The sequence below is a fragment of the Psychrobacillus sp. 05T411 genome (assembly GCF_056396485.1).
In genome coordinates this window covers 75732-95254 of sequence record NZ_JBFTLO010000002.1, presented here as the reverse complement: position 1 = coordinate 95254, position 19523 = coordinate 75732, and the positions used below count along the sequence as shown (strand labels likewise).

Genomic DNA, 19523 nt, shown 5'->3' with positions numbered 1-19523 from the left:
ATTATGCGCCATTTGCCATTGTAAAAATGGTGAGATTAAAAAGAAATCAAAATCGGAGGAATGTATCATGGAAAATTACGATTTAATAATAAAAAACGGGACGATTGTTACAGCAGATTCGATTATTCAAGGTGATATTGCTATCAAAGATGGACAAATTAAGGAAGTATCTGTTGGCAAACCTCTAGAGGCAACAGCGGATCGTGAGATAAACGCGGAAGGACTTCATATCCTTCCAGGTTTAATCGACACACATGTTCATTTTAACGAACCAGGCAGAACAGAGTGGGAAGGATTAGAGACAGGGAGTAGAAGCTTAGCAGCAGGCGGGGTCACAACATTTTTTGATATGCCGTTGAATAGTACTCCTCCGACCATTAATAAAGCTAATTTAGCACTAAAGAGCTCAGCTGCCGATGAAAAGTCCATTGTTAATCCACGTTTCTGGGGTGGGCTTGTACCAGAAAATATTGATGATTTAAAGGATCTTCACGAAAATGGCGTAATTGGATTTAAAGCATTCATGTCACCAAGTGGAATTGCTGATTTCAATAATGTGGATGATGAAACAATCTTTAAGGGAATGAAGGAGATTGCATCCTTGAACTCTCTTTTAGCTGTTCACGCTGAAAGTACGGTTATTACCAATCAGCTCGCACAAGAAAAACAAAATCAAGGCAAAACTACTGCAAGAGATTATGTGGAATCGCGACCGATTATTTCTGAAATTGAAGCTGTAAGAAGAGTTATCTCTTATGCAGAGGCAACTGGTTGTAAACTGCATATTGTCCATGCAAGTAGCCGAAAAGTGGTCCAAGTGATTAATGATGCTAAACAAAGAGGCGTAGATGTGACCGTTGAAACATGCCCGCATTATTTATCGTTGACCGTAAAAGATTTAGAAGAAAAGGGTGCAATGGCCAAATGTGCTCCTCCATTAAGAGATCAAGAAGAAGTGGAAGATTTATGGGCTGCAGTCGCAAATGGTGAAATTAACACCATTGCCTCCGACCATTCACCAGCGCCAGCATCCATGAAAATAATAACAGACAACTTTTTTGAAGGTTGGGGAGGCATTTCAGGCGCTCAGTCTACCCTGAATATCATGTTGACGGAAGGGCATTTTAAACGCAATCTTCCACTAGAAAAAATTGTGGAATTAACGGCAACAAACCCGGCAAAATTATTCGGCCTATCAACTAAAGGAACCATCGCAGTGGATTATGATGCGGATTTGACACTTGTTAACCTCAATGAAAGCTTTGAACTGAAGAAGGAAGATTTGTTCTACCGTCATCAGCACTCCCCTTATGTTGGTATGACATTTAAAGGGAAAGTGAAAACGACAATTGTTGGTGGTCAAATAGTGTTCGAAAATGGGCAACCTATAAAAAAATAATAATGTAGGGGAAAAGTTTTAATGACTGTACTCCCCTACAGTAATATTTAAAGAGAAGGGGAGTAAATTTATTATGACACCAAAGGAAATTCAACATCAAGCTCATAAGAACAAGAAATTTATGATTCCATATTGGTGGAAAGTGGTTTTTGCATTCACATTAGGATGGATGTTTATCAATGCCAATAAATACTTTTTGAATCCTATTTTAGGAGAGATTGGCTTTGAGTATCACCTGAATAACACCCAGCTTGGATTAGTTAATAGTATATTCTTTCTGACGTACACGATCGCGCAAATTCCAGCTGGTGCTTTCAGTGATAAATTTGGCAGGAAAAAATTACTTGTCACCGGGTTTATTTTATATGGGATTTTGACAGGTATCAGCGGTCTCATGGCTGGTTTTACGGGCTTTTTAGTGGCTCGTGCTATTGCGGGACTTTCTTCTGCAACCTATTACGGTCCCCAATTCGCCCTATCATCTGAGGCAATTCCAGAAAAACATAGAACGGTCGGCAGTGCAATTATTAACAGCGGATCAGGGATAGGGATCGCTTTCGGATTTATCTTGTCGAGCACATTAGTGTTAGATAAGGGAATGAGTTGGAGCGTTCCATTTTATATCTTCGGCGTGCTGACAGTACTTGTCGGAATCGTGATTGCAGTGTTAGTCAAAGAAAAAAATCCGGATACGGTAACGAAAGAAAGTGAAGGGCTAGAGGAATCGTCCAATAAGGGAGAAAAAGTTTCGGTTTTATCCTTACTTAAAAACCGCAATCTGTTGATTACCTTTCTTGTCTTATTTTGTTCCATTTACGCTTTTACGGTCGTTGTCACCTGGTTGCCGAAGTTTTTGGAGACCGAAAGAGGCTTCCAAGGTAGTCAAGTTGGTTTGATATCGGCCTTGGTTCCATTGGCTTCGATACCAGGGGCGCTTGCCGCAAGTTATATTTCCGATCGATTAGGTAGGAAGAAGCCCTTCGTTTTTGTGCTGATTCCAATTGCTGCGGTCGCATTGTGGGCAACTGTCTATGTGCATAGTACAGCATTGTTGATCACCGCATTATTAGTTTATGGGTTATTTGGTAAGATAGCGCTGGATCCGATTCTGATTTCATCTGTATCTGAAAATGTTGATAAATCAGCGTATGGACTTGCCTTTAGTGTCTTTAATTTTATGGGTATGATGTCGTCGGTTATCGCACCTTGGTTTGTTGGTTATCTTGCTGATAAAACAGGCAGCATGGCTACAGGGTTTTACTCAGCGGTCATTGTTCTTGCCATAGGATTAGTCCTGATGATGTTCTTTAAAGAGGAACCAAAAGTAAAAGCAATGGGTGCATAAACATTGTCTAAATAAAAATAGAAGAGTGTTGCGAGTATTACAGTTACGAAAAGTACGTGCAGTATTACTATACAACTATAATAACAATCGAAAGGGTCGATGAAAGTGAAAAATTTAACACGCGAAGTTGCTCACTTCGTAGACTGGCTAGCTGAATTCGGTAAGGATGCAGAAGGTGGTGTCACACGATTACTTTATACAAGTGAGTGGGTTGACGCGCAAAAAGCGTTAGAAAAAGTGATGCAAGAAGATGGATTGACGACACGTTATGACGAAATCGGGAATTTATTTGGACGGTTAGAAGGAATTAAGTATAACGACGAAACCATTTTAACTGGCTCACATGTAGATACAGTTAAAAATGGTGGAAAACTAGACGGGGCATTCGGAATTGTAGCTGGTATTTTAGCGATACGACATTTACAAGCAAAATACGGTCTGCCACTTCGTAACCTTGAAGTTGTATCGTTTGCTGAAGAAGAAGGAAGTCGTTTTCCGTATGCTTTCTGGGGTTCAAAAAACCTAGTTGGACTAGCTAAGAAAAAGGATGTTGAAGGGATAACGGATTTCAATGGTGTTCCTTTTGTAGATGCGATGAAAGAAGCGGGTTTTCATTTTAGGGATGAATCGAAAACGTTGCGTAATGATTTAAAAAGCTTTGTTGAAATTCATATCGAACAAGGGAATGTTTTAGAAAAAGAAGGAAAAGCGATTGGGGTTGTCCATAGCATTGTCGGTCAAAGACGTTTTACGATTGATATAACAGGCGTAGCGAACCATGCAGGCACAACGCCGATGGGGTATCGTAAGGATGCTGTATATGTAGCAAGCCAAATGATCCAAGAAGTGATCAACAAGGCAATAGAATACGGCGATCCGCTTGTTGCTACAGTAGGAAAAATCGAGGTCAAACCGAACATCGTAAACGTCGTTCCGGGGAATGCATTATTCACATTGGATGTTCGGCATACAGAAAAAGAGATGCTTGTAAAGTTTACGGAGGAATTAACAACAATCATCAATCGTATTTCCGCTGAAGCCGGTGTAGAGACGAACATCGATATGTGGATGGATGAGGATCCAATTCCAATGGATCAACAAATCGTTGAAGCTATTGAAAAACAGACAAATGAAAATGGACTAAATTACAAATTGATGCATAGCGGTGCGGGCCATGATTCTCAAATCATTGCGCCAATAGTGCCAACAGCCATGATATTTGTGCCAAGCCGTGAGGGGATCAGTCACAATCCTTTAGAATATACAAGCCCAGAAGAATTAGCTATGGGTGTTCAAGCATTAATTGAGTCATTATATGTTTTAGCATATAAAGAGTAACAGTCAATCATAAAAAGAATCTACATTAAAGGGAGATGTTTAGTTTGAAAACCACGGAAGAAGTGTTGAAAAAATTAATTACGGTGAAGTTGAATAAAGCGGGCCTATCGGAAGAACATGCAGAGGGAGTAGCGGAGGTATTAGTACATGCTGATCTCCGAGGTATTCATTCCCACGGGGCTATGCGGGTAGATTATTACGCGGAAAGAATCGCAAAAGGGGGAATCACCACAGATCCAAATTTCACCTTTGAAAAAACAGGACCAAGTTCAGCTGTATTCGATGGTGATAATGGTGTTGGACATGTGGCGGCTAAAAAAGCGATGGATCACGCAATTGAAATGGCGAAAGAGTCAGGAATTGCAGTAGTAGGGGTAAGACGAATCAGTCATAGTGGCGCTCTTTCTTACTATGTCCAACAGGCAGCTAAAGAAGGTATGATTGGCCTTTCAGTTGTCCAATCGGATCCGATGGTTGTTCCTTTTGGAGGGGTTGAACCGTACTATGGGACAAATCCCATTGCGTTTGCGGCCCCAGGTAAAAATGACGAAATGATTATTTTTGATATGGCTACTACAGTCCAAGCTTGGGGAAAAGTTTTACATGCACGCTCGAAGAATGAATCGATCCCTGACACATGGGCAGTAGATAAAAATGGTGAACCGACTACAGATCCGTTTAAAGTGAATGCTTTACTCCCAATCGCAGGACCAAAAGGCTATGGGTTAATGATGATGGTGGATGTTCTATCAGGAATTTTACTTGGATTACCATTTGGAAACCAAGTATCATCTATGTACCATGATTTAAGTGAAGGGCGTAATTTAGGGCAGCTTCATATTGTAATCAATCCAGCCTATTTTACAAATTTAACAACCTTTAAAGAAAACATTTCTAAGACAATGAGCGATTTAAATAATATTAAACCTGCGCCAGGTTTTGAACAGGTATTTTATCCTGGTCAAAATACGACGATTGTCGAACAACAATCTAAAATAGAAGGGATTGAAATTGTCGACGACGTGTATGACTATCTTGAGTCGGATGTTGTGCACTACAATAAGTATGACAATAAAGATCCATTTGCAAAATAATTATATCTATATATAGGTTGATTGGTAGAATACTGTTAGAACTGAGCGTAGATGCCTTATGGATTAACACCTTCTAATTCAAATGATGAATTAGAAGGTTTTTCTATATAAAGCTCATTACTAAATCTGGATTATTGAGGTCCGTCTTCTTGTCTGAAAGTTTGTTCACACTTACTTAATTAGACATATGGGGAGTTCGTTTTTTTTCTGCCAAAAAACCATAAGCTATAAAGACTCAGAATTAAATTGATCCAGCTCAAAAATAGGAAACTTAAAGCAATTTCTTACCGTAATTTCTGTTTTCTCATCCACTGCGTAGCAACCCACTTCTCCCCAGTAATAACAGGTGTTCCAGCATGTAAAGTCAGCTCATTTAAAGTTTGATCGTTATAGAAATACTCGAAATAAACTGCCATGCCTTTTTTAGGTGATACTGAAAAATTTAGTTTAGGGAAAAAAGTTTCTCCGCCTTCTTCTACATCATTTAAGTACATAATAAGAGTGCTAATTCGATTATTGCTTGCTGCTTTACTTGTCGATGAAAAGAAGTCGTAATGAGCTTTATACTCTTGACCCGGCGTATACTGAAGGATTTGAAGGCCTTCTCCGTGTTCCATGGGTATATTCATAATAGAAGAGATCCTTTTTTCGACTCTAGCCACAATTTCGTTTTCACTTTCTTCGATAAACGAACTACTACTTGTTCTCAGTTCATTTACTTCGCGTGTTGCTCCAATTTTGGAACGCTTCATCTTGTCTTTAGATAATCTGATTAGTTCCTCGCATTCTTCGTCACTTAACACATTTCCTAACATCACGATCAAAGGCTCTTCTAATTTAGTGATTATGTCGATTTCTCTATCCGTAATTATTTTATTCCCAACGTGATCAAATATAGTTTGCTCTTTATTCTCCGTTATCATCTTGGAAGCCCCTCTTAAATTATGAAATTTTTAACACAACTACATTTTTGGTAATAACTATACATGTTAACGGTATTCTTTTACATCTTATGGAATTAAATTCAATTTATTTTATCACAGTATTTTTATACATCGCAACTTTGTGAAAAAATTAGCAAAAGGATTTTGGGATATAGAGACTTAATAGCCAATCCTCTTGAAGAGAATCTACTATTTATTGGAGAATTTGATGTGCAACCAAAGAGACATCTTCTCTGATTAGGACTAATCGCCTTGGTATTTAAAATATATCCAAAAAGGTAATTGAGTCAGTGTTTATCTTGTTTTATTTGATATGAATAATCTTTACTCATAACAGCCAATTTAATAGTAAATTTTAGGACGTTTTAAAGAAATGATAGGCAATGCAAACATATTATGTTCTTCTTGGTGATTACTTATTTTCATCTTTCCTCTTTTAACCCTCCCTAAAGTTTAGATAGTACGAATATTGGTTATTAGAATATTAAGAAAATAATTTAGGGAAATATGCCTTCCATTTAGGTACATTCCAAAGAACTGATTTTTCGAGAAGAGGTGAAGTCAATGACTAAAACAGATGTTAAAAAAGTTAGAAAGGGTATAGGCTTAGGGGCTACTTCTGCTGTTGCATGGGGAGTAGATACAGTTATCATCGGTTTTATCATAGCTAGTACACCATTTAAAGAGGCAGTTATGCTTGCTCCACTTATTGCCGCCTTCATGCATGATTTTTTCTCTTCTCTTTGGATATCTTTACTTATGATAGTAAAGGGCGAATTTATCAATGTCTTAAAGTTGTTTAAAACGAAGAGTGGTGCAATTTTAGTATTAGGAGCATTGTCGGGTGGACCTTTGGCAATGAGTTTTTATTTTCTTGGTATTCAGTATGCCGGAGTAACTTATGCAGCAAGTATTGCTTCTATATTTCCTGGTATCGGAGCGGTGCTTGCCTTCTTTTTTTTGAAGGAGAAAATGAACAAAAAAACTTGGTCTGGCGTTGCTTTGAGTATTATTGGGGTCATTGTATTAGCATATATGCCAACCAAGTTTGATAGCGAAAGTAACTTTTTCATCGGAATATTGTTTTCGTTAGGGGCCGCCATATTTTGGGGAATTGAAGGGGTAATCGGCGCTTGGGGGATGAGAGGAAGAGACGTCGTTCCGCTATACGCGATTAATATAAGGCAAATTACTTCCGCGCTTAGTTATGGGATCATAATCATACCGTTTATTCATGGTTATCCTTTAGTATTTGAAGCAGCGACATCTAATATCGTATGGGTCATAATCATAGCTGGTTTTTTAGGAACTGCTAATTATTCTTTATACTATTCGTCCATTAATCTAATCGGGGCTGCGAGGGGGCAATCACTCAATAATACTTATGTGTTTTGGGCCATTGTAACCGAGATTGTGTTTATTGGTACCCCGATTAGTTTACAATTTGTCGCAGGTGCAATCATCGTACTTTTAGGTTCTATACTTGTATCCGGAAACCTAAAGAAGTAAAAAATTGATTAGAGAAAGGCAATTATTTGGAGGATATTATGAGGAACGGATCATTTCATATGGTGCGTTCTTTTTTCTTTGTTTATGGTAAATTAATTAATATAGGATGGATAGTCAAGCATTTAAATCTAAAAAAGTTGGGTATAAAAATGGAAAAAGAAATTGAAGAGCTAACATTACTTTTACTTTATTTAACCTCTTGGAAGGAAGAAGACATTCCGGAAGCAATGCGAAGAAGCTGGAAAGGCTATTCATTTGATGCGCTTGATCAACTGACGGACCGGGATTATTTACGCGGTGGTAAAAAGTCTAAATCTGTTTATTTAACAGAAGCGGGGATTGAAGAAGCGAAGCAGCTAATGGAGAAATATTTTGTGGGAGAGAAGAAAGATGAATAATTTACTAGCATTCAATGAATTACATCAATATTTAATGAGTTTTGACATCAGGTTGACGATTGCTGAAAAGAGTTTAATTATAGGTTATAAGCCATAAGCCATTTTCATTTATGGGTATTCAGCCGAAGTTTGCTACATTAAATGGAAGTAAAAGTTATCAATGTTTGATTCTTCATGTAGCACCAGGAGATAAGGAAACCGATTTAGGTGAACGACTGCAGCAGCATATACAGGGGATGCTAGGCTTTGATTTTAAAGAACTAAGAAAGTTCAAATTGAAAAATAATGAAGTGGTTGTTCCTTTAGAAGTAGTGGATACGAAGGAAAAAATGCAGGTTTTAAAAGAGTTTATTCAACATTGCTTTGAACATAGGAAAAAATAGAAGCAATTAGATGGGGAGATAGGTGAGGCTTATGAAATGCGGAGCAAAGTGCTTTACAGTTCATGCTGAAATTAATGGCAAGTTGCAAAAGCTACAAGTGACAGCAAGGACGTCTATTCAAGCCCGAAAAGTGGTACGCTCTGAGTATGGTGATCAATTAAGGATTATTGCCGTGAAGGCTGAGACAGGGTCTTAGCACAAGCTTGAAAAAGAGATTATAATTTGCCATTAGAAATCACAATTGTACATTTTAGTGAACTGAACGGACAGGTTTGTCTAATATATAATACGGAGTGATCTTTTGAAGAATAGCTTAGTAACAGAAGAACAATTTAAGGACAATCACATTTTTGGGTAGTGTGTTTCAAGACTAATAATTTGGGGAATGGGTAGCTTATAGGCATTCAATCATTACCCAAAAAAGAACGGAATGCTATGCGTTTTTCTGAAACGGAATAATTTTAACAAAGGGAGTGGTTAGGTTTGTTCCAAAAAATAAGTATGACTTTCCTCGTAGCTGTTTTGGCGTTGGGTATTACAAGCTTTGATAATATACAAGCAGAAGCATCTACAAACAAAATTATGTGGGGAAAAACAGAATTAAAACAAGGACAAATTGGTAAAGTAACCATTCTAGCAGATACGAATTTAGTGAAAATAGGTTCAAATGGATCACTTAATAAAGTAGGCACGCTTAAAAAAGGGGAAGAATTTAGAGTCTATACGTATAAGGGAACAAGCGGCGGTTTATACGGTTTAGGAGCAAGTAGCTTCGTACAAAAGAGCGCTCAAGTGAAATATGAAACGCCATCTAAAAGCAAACTTGCACTGCTCAAAAAAGAAGTAATTGGTGGGCTTATTCCTAAGGCAGGGATGAAGCTTGTGTATTCCTCTAGCTTTACTGAGAATACACAAAAGGAATTTACAACTAATACTTCCTATGATTCTGTAAATGATATAAGGAAAGCTTCTTTAATTTATAAAGGTAATTCCTTAGATGGTTTTATATATATTGAATTAAAAGACCGTCTAGTGTTTGGTGTCAGTCATTCAGATTGGATATTACTCGACATTGCTTTTCCATTAACTGAAGGTAAACAAACGAAGGAATATTATTCAACAGATGCTGACAGTGAAGGTTTCCATCATGTAAATGTGGAAAGTACAACTAGCACAGTTAAGGTTAAAGCTGGAACGTTCCAAAACGTGGTAGTTGTTCGTGTTAACAATGGAGATAGGTATTACCTGGCACCAGGAATCGGTATTATCAAGCTTGTCGATAAACACGGTGCACTTAAAGCAGAATTATTATCTTTTAAATAAACAAGAAACCAGACTTTTAGCGGTACGCTAAGTCTGGATTTCTTTATGAATTTAAAATTCGAATAATAAATATAGAAAAGGTATGAGATCCAACTTTAGACCAAAGCTATACTAATCCGTCATGTAGGTGTAAGGAATATCGATTTATGTGGATAAGCATTCAGTAGACGATTACTTTCCGTTAAACCTACAGCGAAACGGCATGACAATCGGGGGTGGAACATACGGTGAAAAATAATTCATTTGTCAATCGGGCCTTTCATTTTATAACAGTATCACTGAAAGGTATCTCACAAGCAATTTTGATAGAAAATGCCGGTACTGGAGCTATCATTTTACTTGCGATTACCATATCTTCCACTTCTTTAGGAGTCATTGCTATGCTATCGGCAATGATTGGTACATTACTTGGTAAATTGGGTGGTGCTGATAAAGAGATTGTTAATCAAGGGCTATTTGGTTTTAACTCCGTGCTTACAGGCATGGCACTGTACTTGTTTCTAACTGGTCCATTCCATTGGGTCCTCAGTCTAATCGGCGCCCTTCTTGCTGCCATCGTGACTGCCGCATTGATACATGTGATGAAAAATACGGGCATACCGGTACTATCATTCCCTTTTGTTATCTTAACTTTGTTTACCTTGCTCGTTTCTTATCGATTAAGTGCAGTCCATACGAGTAACGCACTTGTTCCTCAAAGTTTATGGCAATGGAAATTAGATATTACGGGACCCTTTAATTTGACAGAAGGCATCTTTACCGGAATTGGACAAGTATTTTTCCTTGATCATACAATAGCTGGAATTTTACTTTTTGTTGCCGTTTTTTGGGCTGATTGGCGACTTGGTCTTTATGCATTTTTAGGGAATGTAGCAGCTTTATTAACAGCTTTAATACTAGGAGCAGAACACTCATTAATATTTGTAGGCTTGTACGGCTACAATGGTATTTTAACTGCCATCGCTGTAGCAATTGTATTTAATACGAGCAAACGGCGACTTTCTTATGTTACGGGAATTATTGCTGCGTGTTTGACCGTTCCAATCGCAGCGAGTCTTCATACATGGCTTCTTCCTTTTGGCCTTCCTCCCTTAACCATGCCCTTTGTATTAAGTACATGGATATTTCTTAGCGCAAGGAAAGTACTGCCGAAATTTTAATTCAATTTAAATAAGAAAAGGACCGGGCAAACCACACCCAGTCCTTTTCTGGGATGTCCATATCAAGCTTTCATTACTTTAAAATAAGCTTGTTGTTCTTCTTATTCAACAGATTCATGATTTGAAAACTTATCCTTAATTTCCTCGAAAAATAGATTGGCGGCATTGGAAAAAACCTGCTGTTTTTTCCAAACGATATTTAATCCAGATTCAAGTCTCGGTTCTAATGGTCTAAAACAAAGGTTACTCTCGCTAGATGTATTTGCTATTTTATCAAGGGTGACTGCATAACCGATACCTTCCTCAACCAATATGGCAGCATTATACACAAGATTATATGTCGTAATCACCTTTAACTTTTCATAATCATCCCCAAACCACTCAGAGAATTCATTTCTAGATAATCCCGGTTTAATAGCTTGCCTTGATAAGAGGAGGGGGACATCTATTAAATCAGTCTTCTGGATGCTTTCTTTTACAGCTAGGGGGCTATCTTTTCTCATAACAACGCCCCAGACATCTTTGGCCGGTATATTAATATAATTGTATTTTGACAAATCGGCTGGTTGAATCAAAACTCCAAAATCGAGTAATCCTTTATCAAGCTGCTCCGTCACTGCATCGGAATTACCACTGAAGAAGTGGTATCGGATAGTTGGATATTTAGACTGCAAATCTTTCACTATCTGCGCAATCAGCTTCATAGCCTTTGTTTCTCCACCCCCTATGTAAATATCTCCTCCTATCGTTTCTTCCATCGCATTAAATTCCTCTTCCACCTTAACAACCATGTCAATGATTTCTTCCGCTCTCTTTCTTAGGAGCATCCCTTCCTCTGTAAGAACGATATGGTGACTTTTCCGGATAAATAATTTCTTTCCCAGCTCCTCTTCCAACTCTTTTAATTGCCTCGACAAAGTTGGTTGTGTCACATGCAAAAAATTTGCCGCTCCTGTTATACTTCCTTCTCTTGCGACAGTAAGAAAATAACGTAGAACTCTAAATTCCATCATTCAGACTCCCTTATACACAATGTAGTATGCCTTTCGAGCATATCACAATATAAGATATAGGTATTAGTAATTTCCTGATTGTGAAAGTAAAATAAATAGAGAAGATGTGCATGAGAGGAGCTATTTTTAATGAATAGAAAAAGTTTACTACTATTTATTCTGACAATAGGAGTTTTCGGTATTTTAAATACTGAAATGGGCTTTATTGGGATATTGCCCGATATCGCGGCTTTTTTCGATGTGAGTGTTGCAAAAGCGGGATGGTTGGTTAGTATTTTTGCCATAGGCGTTGCTATATCGGCTCCAACAATGCCCTTATTATTTTCAGGGATAAATCGAAAGAAAGTGATGGTACTTGTATTAAGTGTTTTTGTTGTAGGGAACATTGTCTCTATATTCACATCTAATTTTACTGTTTTATTAATTGCCCGAATTATTCCTGCCCTTTTTCATCCGGTTTATGTTTCGTTGGCATTTTCAGCTGCTGCTGAGTCGGTTAGCAAAGAGGAAGCCCCTAAAGCGGTATCCAAGATTTTTATTGGTGTGTCCGCGGGGATGGTAGTCGGCGTTCCGATCGTTAGTTTTATCGCTAGTGTGTCTAATTTACAAATAGCGTTGGCGTTTTTCGCTCTTGTTAATATCATTGTACTTATTGCTACCTTATTATTCGTTCCATCCATGCCGGTTAAAGAAAAGATCTCCTATGGAGCGCAATTAAATGTATTGAAAAAGTCTGTTACATGGTTGTCTATCATCATTGTCATTTTGCTAAACTCTGCAGTTTTTGGGGTGTACAGCTATCTAGCCGATTTTTTACAGACCGTGACGAATATATCACCAAGTATAACTAGCTTGATGTTATTTATTTACGGTGCAGCAAATATTATTGGAAACATTTTGGCGGGAAGGCTGCTTACTATGAATCCTATCAAAACAATTGTTTCTCTTCCTTTTCTATTGGGACTTGTCTATATCATCCAATTTTTCATGGGACAGCTTACCTTGCCTATGATAATTATTATCTTACTTTGGGGGATATTAGCCGGAATCTCAGCAAATATTACTCAATATGTGCTTACATCTGCAGCACCTGAAGCTCCCGACTTTGCTAACGGCTTGTTTTTATCGTCCGCAAATATAGGAACAACAATCGGTACAGCTGTGGGGGGCTTATTCATCTCAGCGATGGGAACGCAATACGTAATCTTAGTAGGATTATTATCCTTAATATTGAGTGTTGTATTTATTTTTTTAAGAAACAACAGGTATTAGAAGCTACCCTGTGTTAGAAACATTCATGTTAATTCAAATAAACGTGAATGTTATAATTTTCATGATTGTTTCTATCACAGGGATCAAAATTTTTTATATTAAAAATAGAGTTGCGATTAAGAAGAAAGGCAAAAATTCTCTTCTAAAGCGATTTCGTATAAACATTCCTCTTCCTGGGACAACTCCATCTATCATTCCGATGCGTCTTCTACCCATTCTATCTCTCACCATAACCTGACGTCCCATATTTCTCATAACGAACGGTTCCATAATCTCCCCCCTTTTTAGTTTGACTTAAAAATATAATATGTCAAAAATATGAATGGACTTGGACTAGTGTGATAAGTATAACTAGCGTCGTATTAATTTCACGAAATATAAATAGCTACCCTGTGATTGAAACATTCATGTTAATTCAACCAAGGATGAATGTTATGATTTTCATATTTGATTCTGACACATTGTAGGGAACAAAAATATTCATAAACCCCTTACTCAACCAATAGTATATACAGTAGTCTAATTTTAAGGGGGACCCTGTTAAATGAGTAAAGAGTTACATGAAAAAGAAAAGGACCTAAAAGAGAAGAACAATAAAGAAGAGCAGGCTAACAAGAAAAAAACTTCAGATGAAACACACCAAACGCATGTTCATGAATTTTTAGCGAGTACCAAATTAGCTGAAGAAGGAGATGACAGACATAATCATCGTTTTGCAGGGGTTACGAGTGAAGTAATTCCGAGAGGGAATAGTCATATACATGTACTTATGGTTAATACTGATTATTTAGATCATCATCACGAAGTTGCAATAGAGACAGGGCCTGCTATCCGTGTTAGCGAAGACAAACACGTACACTTTGTCAAAGGTACTACTACCCTTGATGATGGGCATGTGCATCAGTTAGAATTTGCTACATTAATTCAAAAGCCGCTAGTATAATAGCGATAAAAATATATATAAAGCCGATTTCTGTATGTTCAGAAACCGGTTTTTTAATTTGGCTTTTTTGTTGTTTTCACGATGTCCCCATCCTGTCCATATGATTCAAAAATTCGGCTAAAACATGTACAGTTTTCTTAAGGAATGCTAACAAAAAATAACAATGCAAAATTCTAATAATTTGTGTTAAAATAAAATATCAGTCTATTTAAAGGTAAAATAAGTACACCTTATTTCAACTGGGAGAAGTGGCTGCACTTTGTTTCAAGCAAGTTTTAAGTAATTTTTGGGGGATAGTAGGATGAAAAATTTATTAGTAAAATGGAACCAAATTAGTCTAGTAAAAAGGATCGTTGTCGGTATTGTTATTGGTGTTATTTTAGCTTTAACCGTTCCTAATGCTGCAAGTGGGGTCACTATTCTTGGTTCTTTATTTGTTGGGGCATTAAAGGCAGTTGCACCAGTTTTAGTATTATTTTTAGTGATGCACGCCATTGCCGGTCATAAAAGTGGTAAGAAAACGAATATGAAATCGATTCTTGGTCTGTATGCTATTGGTACACTTCTTGCTGGAGTTGTCGCTGTAATTGCAAGCTTTATGTTCCCAGTTACATTAACACTGACAACAGGAGTAGAAGATTTATCTCCACCAGAAGGTATTGTGGAAGTTATTAAAACGTTACTGTTTAATGTAGTTGCCAATCCAATCGATGCATTAATTAATGCTAACTATCTTGGTATATTGATGTGGGCAGTCGTTCTTGGACTTGCATTAAAAAATGCCAATCAAAATACGAAAGACATGTTAGGCAGTTTTTCGGATGCTATTACGAAAGTAGTGCAATGGATAATCAATCTTGCGCCGCTTGGTATTATGGGGCTTGTATTTGATGCAATTGTAACTAGTGGTCTTTCTGCTTTAGTTGACTATGGTAGATTGATTTTGATTTTAGTTGGATGTATGTTATTTATCGCGCTTGTAGTGAATCCGTTAATCGTATTTATCTATACACGAAAAAATCCTTATCCACTTGTTTTCATGGTTTTAAGAGAAAGTGGTATTTATGCATTCTTTACACGTAGTTCAGCTGCGAATATTCCAGTAAATATGAAATTAGCTGAAAAACTTGGTTTGGACGAGGACACATATGCAGTCTCGATCCCGTTAGGTGCTACGATTAATATGGCTGGTGCAGCTGTTACAATTTCTGTGCTAACACTTGCTGCAGTTAACACCTTAGGAATTGAAGTAGATTTTATGACTGCACTTATGCTTTCAGTTGTATCAGCTATCTCTGCAGCAGGTGCATCAGGTGTTGCGGGTGGATCCCTATTACTTATCCCGCTAGCATGTAATTTGTTTGGTGTTCCAAATGATATTGCCATGCAGGTTGTAGGTGTAGGTTTTATCATTGGAGTTGTCCAAGATTCTTGTGAAACTGCACTAAACTCATCTTCTGACGTACTATTTACAGCTACAGCTGAGTATGCTAAAGACCGTGTGGAAGGTAAAACCGTTTCTGTGAATTCTTAAAATTTATAACATTAGCAGAAAGAATATAGAAGTCACACTCATGGAAGATGATTTTCGTGGGTGTGGCTTTTTGGTGTGGAGATTTTTGATAAGGTAATGGAGTTAGGTTTTTATTGGACGAAGAAGAGGTATAATATAATATTCTTTTATCTGTATGGGTACATTTAATAAATAGTATTTGGACATAATGAGTTAAATATGTATACTTAGTAAGGAAGTGAAATGGTCAGACGTTCGACCTTCTAATAATACAACTTTGTGGAGGCTTTAAATGAATTATTTAATCTCAATCATAGGCTTAATTGTTGTTCTAGGTCTTGCCTGGATTGCAAGTAACAATCGTAAAGAAATAAAAATCAGACCAATTATCCAGATGCTCATACTTCAAGTAATATTAACATTTTTATTACTGAATACAAAATTTGGATTAATCCTTATTAAGGGAATCGCAGCTGGGTTTGAAAAATTACTAGATTTCGCTAATGAAGGAATCAATTTTGTATTTGGTGGCCTTGCGAATGAAGGACAAGCTCCTTTCTTCTTAACAGCTCTAATGCCTATCGTATTTATCTCGGTTCTGATAGGAATTCTGCAGCATATTAAAGTGCTTCCTTTTATTATGAAATGGTTAGGCTGGGCTATTAGTAAAGTTAATGGCATGGGCAAATTAGAATCTTATAACGGGGTTGCATCCGCTATTGTTGGACAGTCTGAAGTTTTTATTACCGTGAAAAAACAGCTTGGCCTTTTAACCCCTCAACGTCTATATACATTATCTGCATCCGCTATGTCCACTGTATCGATGTCTATTGTCGGAGCTTATATGACAATGATTGAGCCAAGATATGTCGTAACGGCAATCGTGATTAATTTATTTGGTGGATTTATCATTGCTTCCATTATTAATCCTTATACAGTCACAGAAGAAGAGGATCTCCTTGTTATTCAATCAGAAAAACAAAGCTTCTTCGAAATGTTGGGCGAGTATATTCTAGATGGATTCAAAGTTGTCATCATAGTTGCGGCGATGTTAATCGGATTCGTTGCATTAATGGCAGGAGTAAATACCTTATTTGATATGATATTTGGCGTTTCGTTCCAAGAAATTATGGGATTTGTCTTTGCTCCATTTGCGATATTAATGGGGATCCCTGTTTCAGAATCGGTAACAGCCGGCGGTATTATGGCTACCAAATTAGTTACAAATGAATTTGTGGCAATGCTCTCATTAAATGAATTAGCGTCAAGCTTAAGTGAACGGTCGATCGGAATCATTTCAGTGTTCCTAGTTTCCTTTGCTAACTTCTCTTCTATTGGCATTATTGCAGGGGCTGTAAAAGGTCTCCATGAAAAACAAGGGAATGTTGTAGCAAGGTTCGGTCTAAGACTTTTATACGGAGCAACATTAGTGAGTATATTATCTGCGGTTATTGTAAGTCTTATCCTGTAATGAAAAAAGAAGGTTCGCTATTCGTAGCGGATCTTCTTTTTTCATATTGCCCCCATTTCATGTAAACTTATTTGAGAAATGCTAAAATTGAAAAGATAGGTTGTTAAGAAAAGAGTTATGCCAATGAATAAAATTCCATTACAAACAAAAATATTAGGGCTCATTAGTACGCTTATCCTTTTCATCATTATTCTTCTTGCAAGCATATTTGCTTACTTGCAGTCTGTTGATACAAGGAATCAAGTCAAACAATTAGCTTTGCAAACAGCTAAGACGATTTCTCTCATGCCTGAGTTTAGGGATGCTATTGAAAAAAAGGATATAGAGACCCATTTTCGACCAATTGCCGAGCAAGTAAAAGATCAGGTAGATGCGGCAAATATTATGATTGAAAATCGTGAGGGAGTCATTTACTCACATACGGATCAGAGCCTTGTCGGTCAGAAGCGTTTAGACGACACAAGTTATCAGGCATTAATTTTTGGTGGTTCTAACAATTTTGAAGTAGAGCGGGAGCAAGGTTCCGTTTTAATTGGAAAGGTACCTATTATTGCAGATTATGGAGAATATAATCAGGTGATCGGAACTGTATCCGTTGAGTTTTTGGAAAGAGACATTTATGAGAGTATTTATCAACGAATTAAAGTCATTATCGTGGCATCCTTGATTGTTTTATTGTTAGGAATCATTGGCGGTATATTTCTGACCAAAAGTATTCGAAAAGATACGTTGGGTCTGGAGCCTCATGAAATTGCTTCCTTGTTTAGGGAAAGGAATGCCATTCTTTTATCCGTTAAAGAAGGAATAATAGCTATTGATGAAAATGGATTATTAACTTTAATCAATCATTCTGCAAAGTCTATGTTGAATCTTAACGAAGAAGACTTTATAGGTCAGCATATTCAGCATGTCCTGCAAGCTATAAATATAGAGGATGTATTACAGACCGGAAAGATTGCTCATAATGTGGAAGTTTTGATAAACGAAAAAATGTTTATCTTTAATCTAATCCCGATTATTGAAAATGGGATTGTTGTAGGTGTCGTTTCTAGTTTTCGAGATAAAACGGAGTTAAAAAAGCTGATGAATACTATAACAGAAGTTCGTGATTATTCAGAGGGACTTCGCGCACAAACACATGAATATGCCAATAAATTATATTTGTTATCAGGATTATTACAATTAGAACGTTATGAGGATGCATTTGAATTTATTCAAAAAGAGTCTATCACTCATCAGCATCAAAATCGCATATTATTTAATCAAATTAATGATGGAAATGTCCAAGCTATTTTGTTAGGTAAGCTAGGAAAAGCATCAGAAAAGAAAATTATCTTTGAAATAGATGCCGACAGTTATGTAGATCCTTTACCTAGTCATATAGAGGTAGCGCATATCGTCACAATCATTGGAAACCTTATCGATAATGCATTTGATGCTGTTGCACATCAGCAGGAGAAAAAAGTAGCTTTTTCCATTACGGGTGTTGGAAACGATATTATTATAGAAATAACGGACAATGGAAAAGGAATTTCAGACGACATGTTAGAGTCGTTGTTTACGATGGGATACTCTTCAAAAGGTGAAAACAGAGGGTACGGCCTGTTCAATGTCAAGCGAATTGTAGAATCATTAGGTGGAACAATTGAAGTGAATAATGAACGAAAGGGAGGGGCTATTTTTACAGTTTACCTTCCAAAAAAGGTTTCGGGATAGAGTAAGGAGTGGGAAGAAATGATTAATGTTGCAATTGCAGAGGATGATTTTCGAATTGCACAAGTACAAGAGCAGTTTTTACAAAAGATAGAAGGTGTAAAACTGGTCGGGAAGGCGCTAAATGCGAAAGAAACAATAAAACTTTTAAGTGAAAATGAAGTGGATTTACTGTTACTAGACGTTTATTTGCCAGATGAGCTTGGCACTGATTTATTAGTCAAAATTAGAGAGAGTTATCCGGCAATTGATATTATTATGGTGACTGCTGCAACGGAAAAAACTATGCTTGAAAAGGCTGTCAAATACGGTGTAGCCAACTATCTATTAAAGCCAGTAACAATGAAAAAATTTATGGACACGATTGAAGATTATAAGAGAAAGAAAGAATTACTGAATAGAAGTGATGAGATAGATCAGAAAATGATTGATCGATTCTTTGGGGCTATAAATCCATCTACAATCATGCAAAAAGATCTTCCTACAGGGGTTGATCGCCATACATTAGAGAAAATAAAAGGAGTCGTAGAAGAGCTTAGAGGCGTTTCCATCGATGAAATGAGTGAAAAAATGGGGGTGTCTCGAACGACTGCAAGAAGATATTTAGAATATCTGGTTTCGATAGAAGTATGCACAGCAAAGCATGAATATGGAATTGTAGGTAGACCTCAGCGGAAGTATTACTTGATAGAATAACAAGTAAGA

18 protein-coding genes are annotated in these 19523 nt (G+C 37.1%); 15 read left to right on the top strand and 3 right to left on the bottom strand.

The window, feature by feature from the left end:
• The first annotated feature begins 67 nt into the window (after positions 1–67).
• From AC1DFT_RS01985 to allD, 4 genes are all read left to right on the top strand, one after another.
• A complete protein-coding gene (locus AC1DFT_RS01985; RefSeq protein WP_477917130.1) occupies positions 68–1399 on the top strand; it encodes an allantoinase in 1332 nt (443 codons plus the stop codon).
• Positions 1400–1472: 73 nt separating this feature from the next.
• Positions 1473–2744, top strand: coding sequence for an MFS transporter (locus AC1DFT_RS01980; RefSeq protein WP_477917128.1), 1272 nt, complete (start codon positions 1473–1475; stop codon positions 2742–2744).
• Positions 2745–2843: 99 nt separating this feature from the next.
• Positions 2844–4082 (top strand): allantoate deiminase, encoded by a 1239-nt coding sequence (gene allC, locus AC1DFT_RS01975; RefSeq protein WP_477917127.1) that lies wholly within the window; start codon positions 2844–2846, stop codon positions 4080–4082.
• A 44-nt stretch (positions 4083–4126) separates the two neighbouring features.
• On the top strand, positions 4127–5176 hold the full coding sequence (allD, locus tag AC1DFT_RS01970; RefSeq protein WP_477917125.1) for an ureidoglycolate dehydrogenase: 1050 nt from the start codon (positions 4127–4129) through the stop codon (positions 5174–5176).
• A 284-nt stretch (positions 5177–5460) separates the two neighbouring features.
• Here the strand turns inward: allD and AC1DFT_RS01965 are convergent, their stop codons facing one another.
• Positions 5461–6099, bottom strand: a complete 639-nt coding sequence (locus AC1DFT_RS01965) for a 2OG-Fe(II) oxygenase (RefSeq protein WP_477917123.1) — start codon at positions 6097–6099, stop codon at positions 5461–5463.
• Positions 6100–6684: 585 nt separating this feature from the next.
• Between AC1DFT_RS01965 and AC1DFT_RS01960 the strand changes: the two genes are divergently transcribed.
• From AC1DFT_RS01960 to AC1DFT_RS01940, 5 genes are all read left to right on the top strand, one after another.
• Entirely contained in the window at positions 6685–7629 is a 945-nt protein-coding gene (locus AC1DFT_RS01960) for a DMT family transporter (RefSeq protein WP_477917121.1), read from the top strand.
• A gap of 38 nt (positions 7630–7667) precedes the next feature.
• Complete coding sequence (locus AC1DFT_RS01955) at positions 7668–8027, top strand: DUF6429 family protein (protein ID WP_477917119.1); 360 nt, start codon at positions 7668–7670, stop codon at positions 8025–8027.
• A gap of 110 nt (positions 8028–8137) precedes the next feature.
• Entirely contained in the window at positions 8138–8410 is a 273-nt protein-coding gene (locus AC1DFT_RS01950; RefSeq protein WP_477917117.1) for a hypothetical protein, read from the top strand.
• Positions 8411–8893: 483 nt separating this feature from the next.
• Complete coding sequence (locus AC1DFT_RS01945; protein ID WP_477917115.1) at positions 8894–9733, top strand: hypothetical protein; 840 nt, start codon at positions 8894–8896, stop codon at positions 9731–9733.
• Positions 9734–9960: 227 nt separating this feature from the next.
• On the top strand, positions 9961–10893 hold the full coding sequence (locus AC1DFT_RS01940; protein ID WP_477917113.1) for an urea transporter: 933 nt from the start codon (positions 9961–9963) through the stop codon (positions 10891–10893).
• 101 nt (positions 10894–10994) lie between these two features.
• Here the strand turns inward: AC1DFT_RS01940 and AC1DFT_RS01935 are convergent, their stop codons facing one another.
• Positions 10995–11903, bottom strand: coding sequence for a LysR family transcriptional regulator (locus tag AC1DFT_RS01935; RefSeq protein WP_477917112.1), 909 nt, complete (start codon positions 11901–11903; stop codon positions 10995–10997).
• A 132-nt stretch (positions 11904–12035) separates the two neighbouring features.
• On the opposite strand from AC1DFT_RS01935, the gene AC1DFT_RS01930 reads away from it, so the two are divergent.
• Entirely contained in the window at positions 12036–13178 is a 1143-nt protein-coding gene (locus AC1DFT_RS01930) for an MFS transporter (RefSeq protein WP_477917110.1), read from the top strand.
• 93 nt (positions 13179–13271) lie between these two features.
• Here AC1DFT_RS01930 and AC1DFT_RS01925 read toward each other — a convergent pair whose 3' ends face one another.
• The gene (locus AC1DFT_RS01925) at positions 13272–13448 is read right to left on the bottom strand and encodes a hypothetical protein (RefSeq protein WP_477917108.1); all 177 of its coding nucleotides are present in this window, start codon (positions 13446–13448) and stop codon (positions 13272–13274) included.
• A gap of 274 nt (positions 13449–13722) precedes the next feature.
• Between AC1DFT_RS01925 and AC1DFT_RS01920 the strand changes: the two genes are divergently transcribed.
• The 5 genes from AC1DFT_RS01920 to AC1DFT_RS01900 all read left to right on the top strand — a co-directional run bounded on the left by AC1DFT_RS01920 (position 13723) and on the right by AC1DFT_RS01900 (position 19514).
• Positions 13723–14121: a YmaF family protein gene (locus AC1DFT_RS01920; protein ID WP_477917107.1), complete on the top strand. Its 399-nt coding sequence runs from the start codon at positions 13723–13725 to the stop codon at positions 14119–14121.
• Between the two features lie 301 nt (positions 14122–14422).
• Positions 14423–15655, top strand: coding sequence for a serine/threonine transporter SstT (gene sstT, locus AC1DFT_RS01915; RefSeq protein ID WP_477917106.1), 1233 nt, complete (start codon positions 14423–14425; stop codon positions 15653–15655).
• A 271-nt stretch (positions 15656–15926) separates the two neighbouring features.
• Positions 15927–17105 carry a NupC/NupG family nucleoside CNT transporter gene (locus AC1DFT_RS01910; RefSeq protein ID WP_477917104.1) on the top strand — a complete coding sequence of 393 codons (1179 nt, stop codon included), beginning with the start codon at positions 15927–15929 and terminating at the stop codon, positions 17103–17105.
• 123 nt (positions 17106–17228) lie between these two features.
• Positions 17229–18821 carry an ATP-binding protein gene (locus AC1DFT_RS01905; protein ID WP_477917102.1) on the top strand — a complete coding sequence of 531 codons (1593 nt, stop codon included), beginning with the start codon at positions 17229–17231 and terminating at the stop codon, positions 18819–18821.
• 18 nt (positions 18822–18839) lie between these two features.
• Positions 18840–19514, top strand: coding sequence for a response regulator (locus tag AC1DFT_RS01900; protein WP_477917100.1), 675 nt, complete (start codon positions 18840–18842; stop codon positions 19512–19514).
• The last annotated feature ends 9 nt before the right edge of the window (positions 19515–19523 follow it).

Excerpts from the sequence above, each read along its gene's own strand:
- AC1DFT_RS01960 (WP_477917121.1), top strand. The coding sequence starts at position 6,685 with ATGACTAAAACAGATGTTAAAAAAGTTAGAAAGGGTATAGGCTTAGGG.
- AC1DFT_RS01985 (WP_477917130.1), top strand. The coding sequence starts at position 68 with ATGGAAAATTACGATTTAATAATAAAAAACGGGACGATTGTTACAGCA.
- sstT (WP_477917106.1), top strand. The coding sequence starts at position 14,423 with ATGAAAAATTTATTAGTAAAATGGAACCAAATTAGTCTAGTAAAAAGG.
- AC1DFT_RS01955 (WP_477917119.1), top strand. The coding sequence starts at position 7,668 with ATGAGGAACGGATCATTTCATATGGTGCGTTCTTTTTTCTTTGTTTAT.
- AC1DFT_RS01905 (WP_477917102.1), top strand. The coding sequence starts at position 17,229 with ATGAATAAAATTCCATTACAAACAAAAATATTAGGGCTCATTAGTACG.
- AC1DFT_RS01925 (WP_477917108.1), bottom strand. The coding sequence starts at position 13,448 with ATGGAACCGTTCGTTATGAGAAATATGGGACGTCAGGTTATGGTGAGA.
- AC1DFT_RS01910 (WP_477917104.1), top strand. The coding sequence starts at position 15,927 with ATGAATTATTTAATCTCAATCATAGGCTTAATTGTTGTTCTAGGTCTT.
- AC1DFT_RS01900 (WP_477917100.1), top strand. The coding sequence starts at position 18,840 with ATGATTAATGTTGCAATTGCAGAGGATGATTTTCGAATTGCACAAGTA.
- AC1DFT_RS01965 (WP_477917123.1), bottom strand. The coding sequence starts at position 6,099 with ATGATAACGGAGAATAAAGAGCAAACTATATTTGATCACGTTGGGAAT.
- AC1DFT_RS01930 (WP_477917110.1), top strand. The coding sequence starts at position 12,036 with ATGAATAGAAAAAGTTTACTACTATTTATTCTGACAATAGGAGTTTTC.
- AC1DFT_RS01950 (WP_477917117.1), top strand. The coding sequence starts at position 8,138 with ATGGGTATTCAGCCGAAGTTTGCTACATTAAATGGAAGTAAAAGTTAT.
- allC (WP_477917127.1), top strand. The coding sequence starts at position 2,844 with ATGAAAGTGAAAAATTTAACACGCGAAGTTGCTCACTTCGTAGACTGG.
- AC1DFT_RS01920 (WP_477917107.1), top strand. The coding sequence starts at position 13,723 with ATGAGTAAAGAGTTACATGAAAAAGAAAAGGACCTAAAAGAGAAGAAC.
- AC1DFT_RS01980 (WP_477917128.1), top strand. The coding sequence starts at position 1,473 with ATGACACCAAAGGAAATTCAACATCAAGCTCATAAGAACAAGAAATTT.
- AC1DFT_RS01935 (WP_477917112.1), bottom strand. The coding sequence starts at position 11,903 with ATGGAATTTAGAGTTCTACGTTATTTTCTTACTGTCGCAAGAGAAGGA.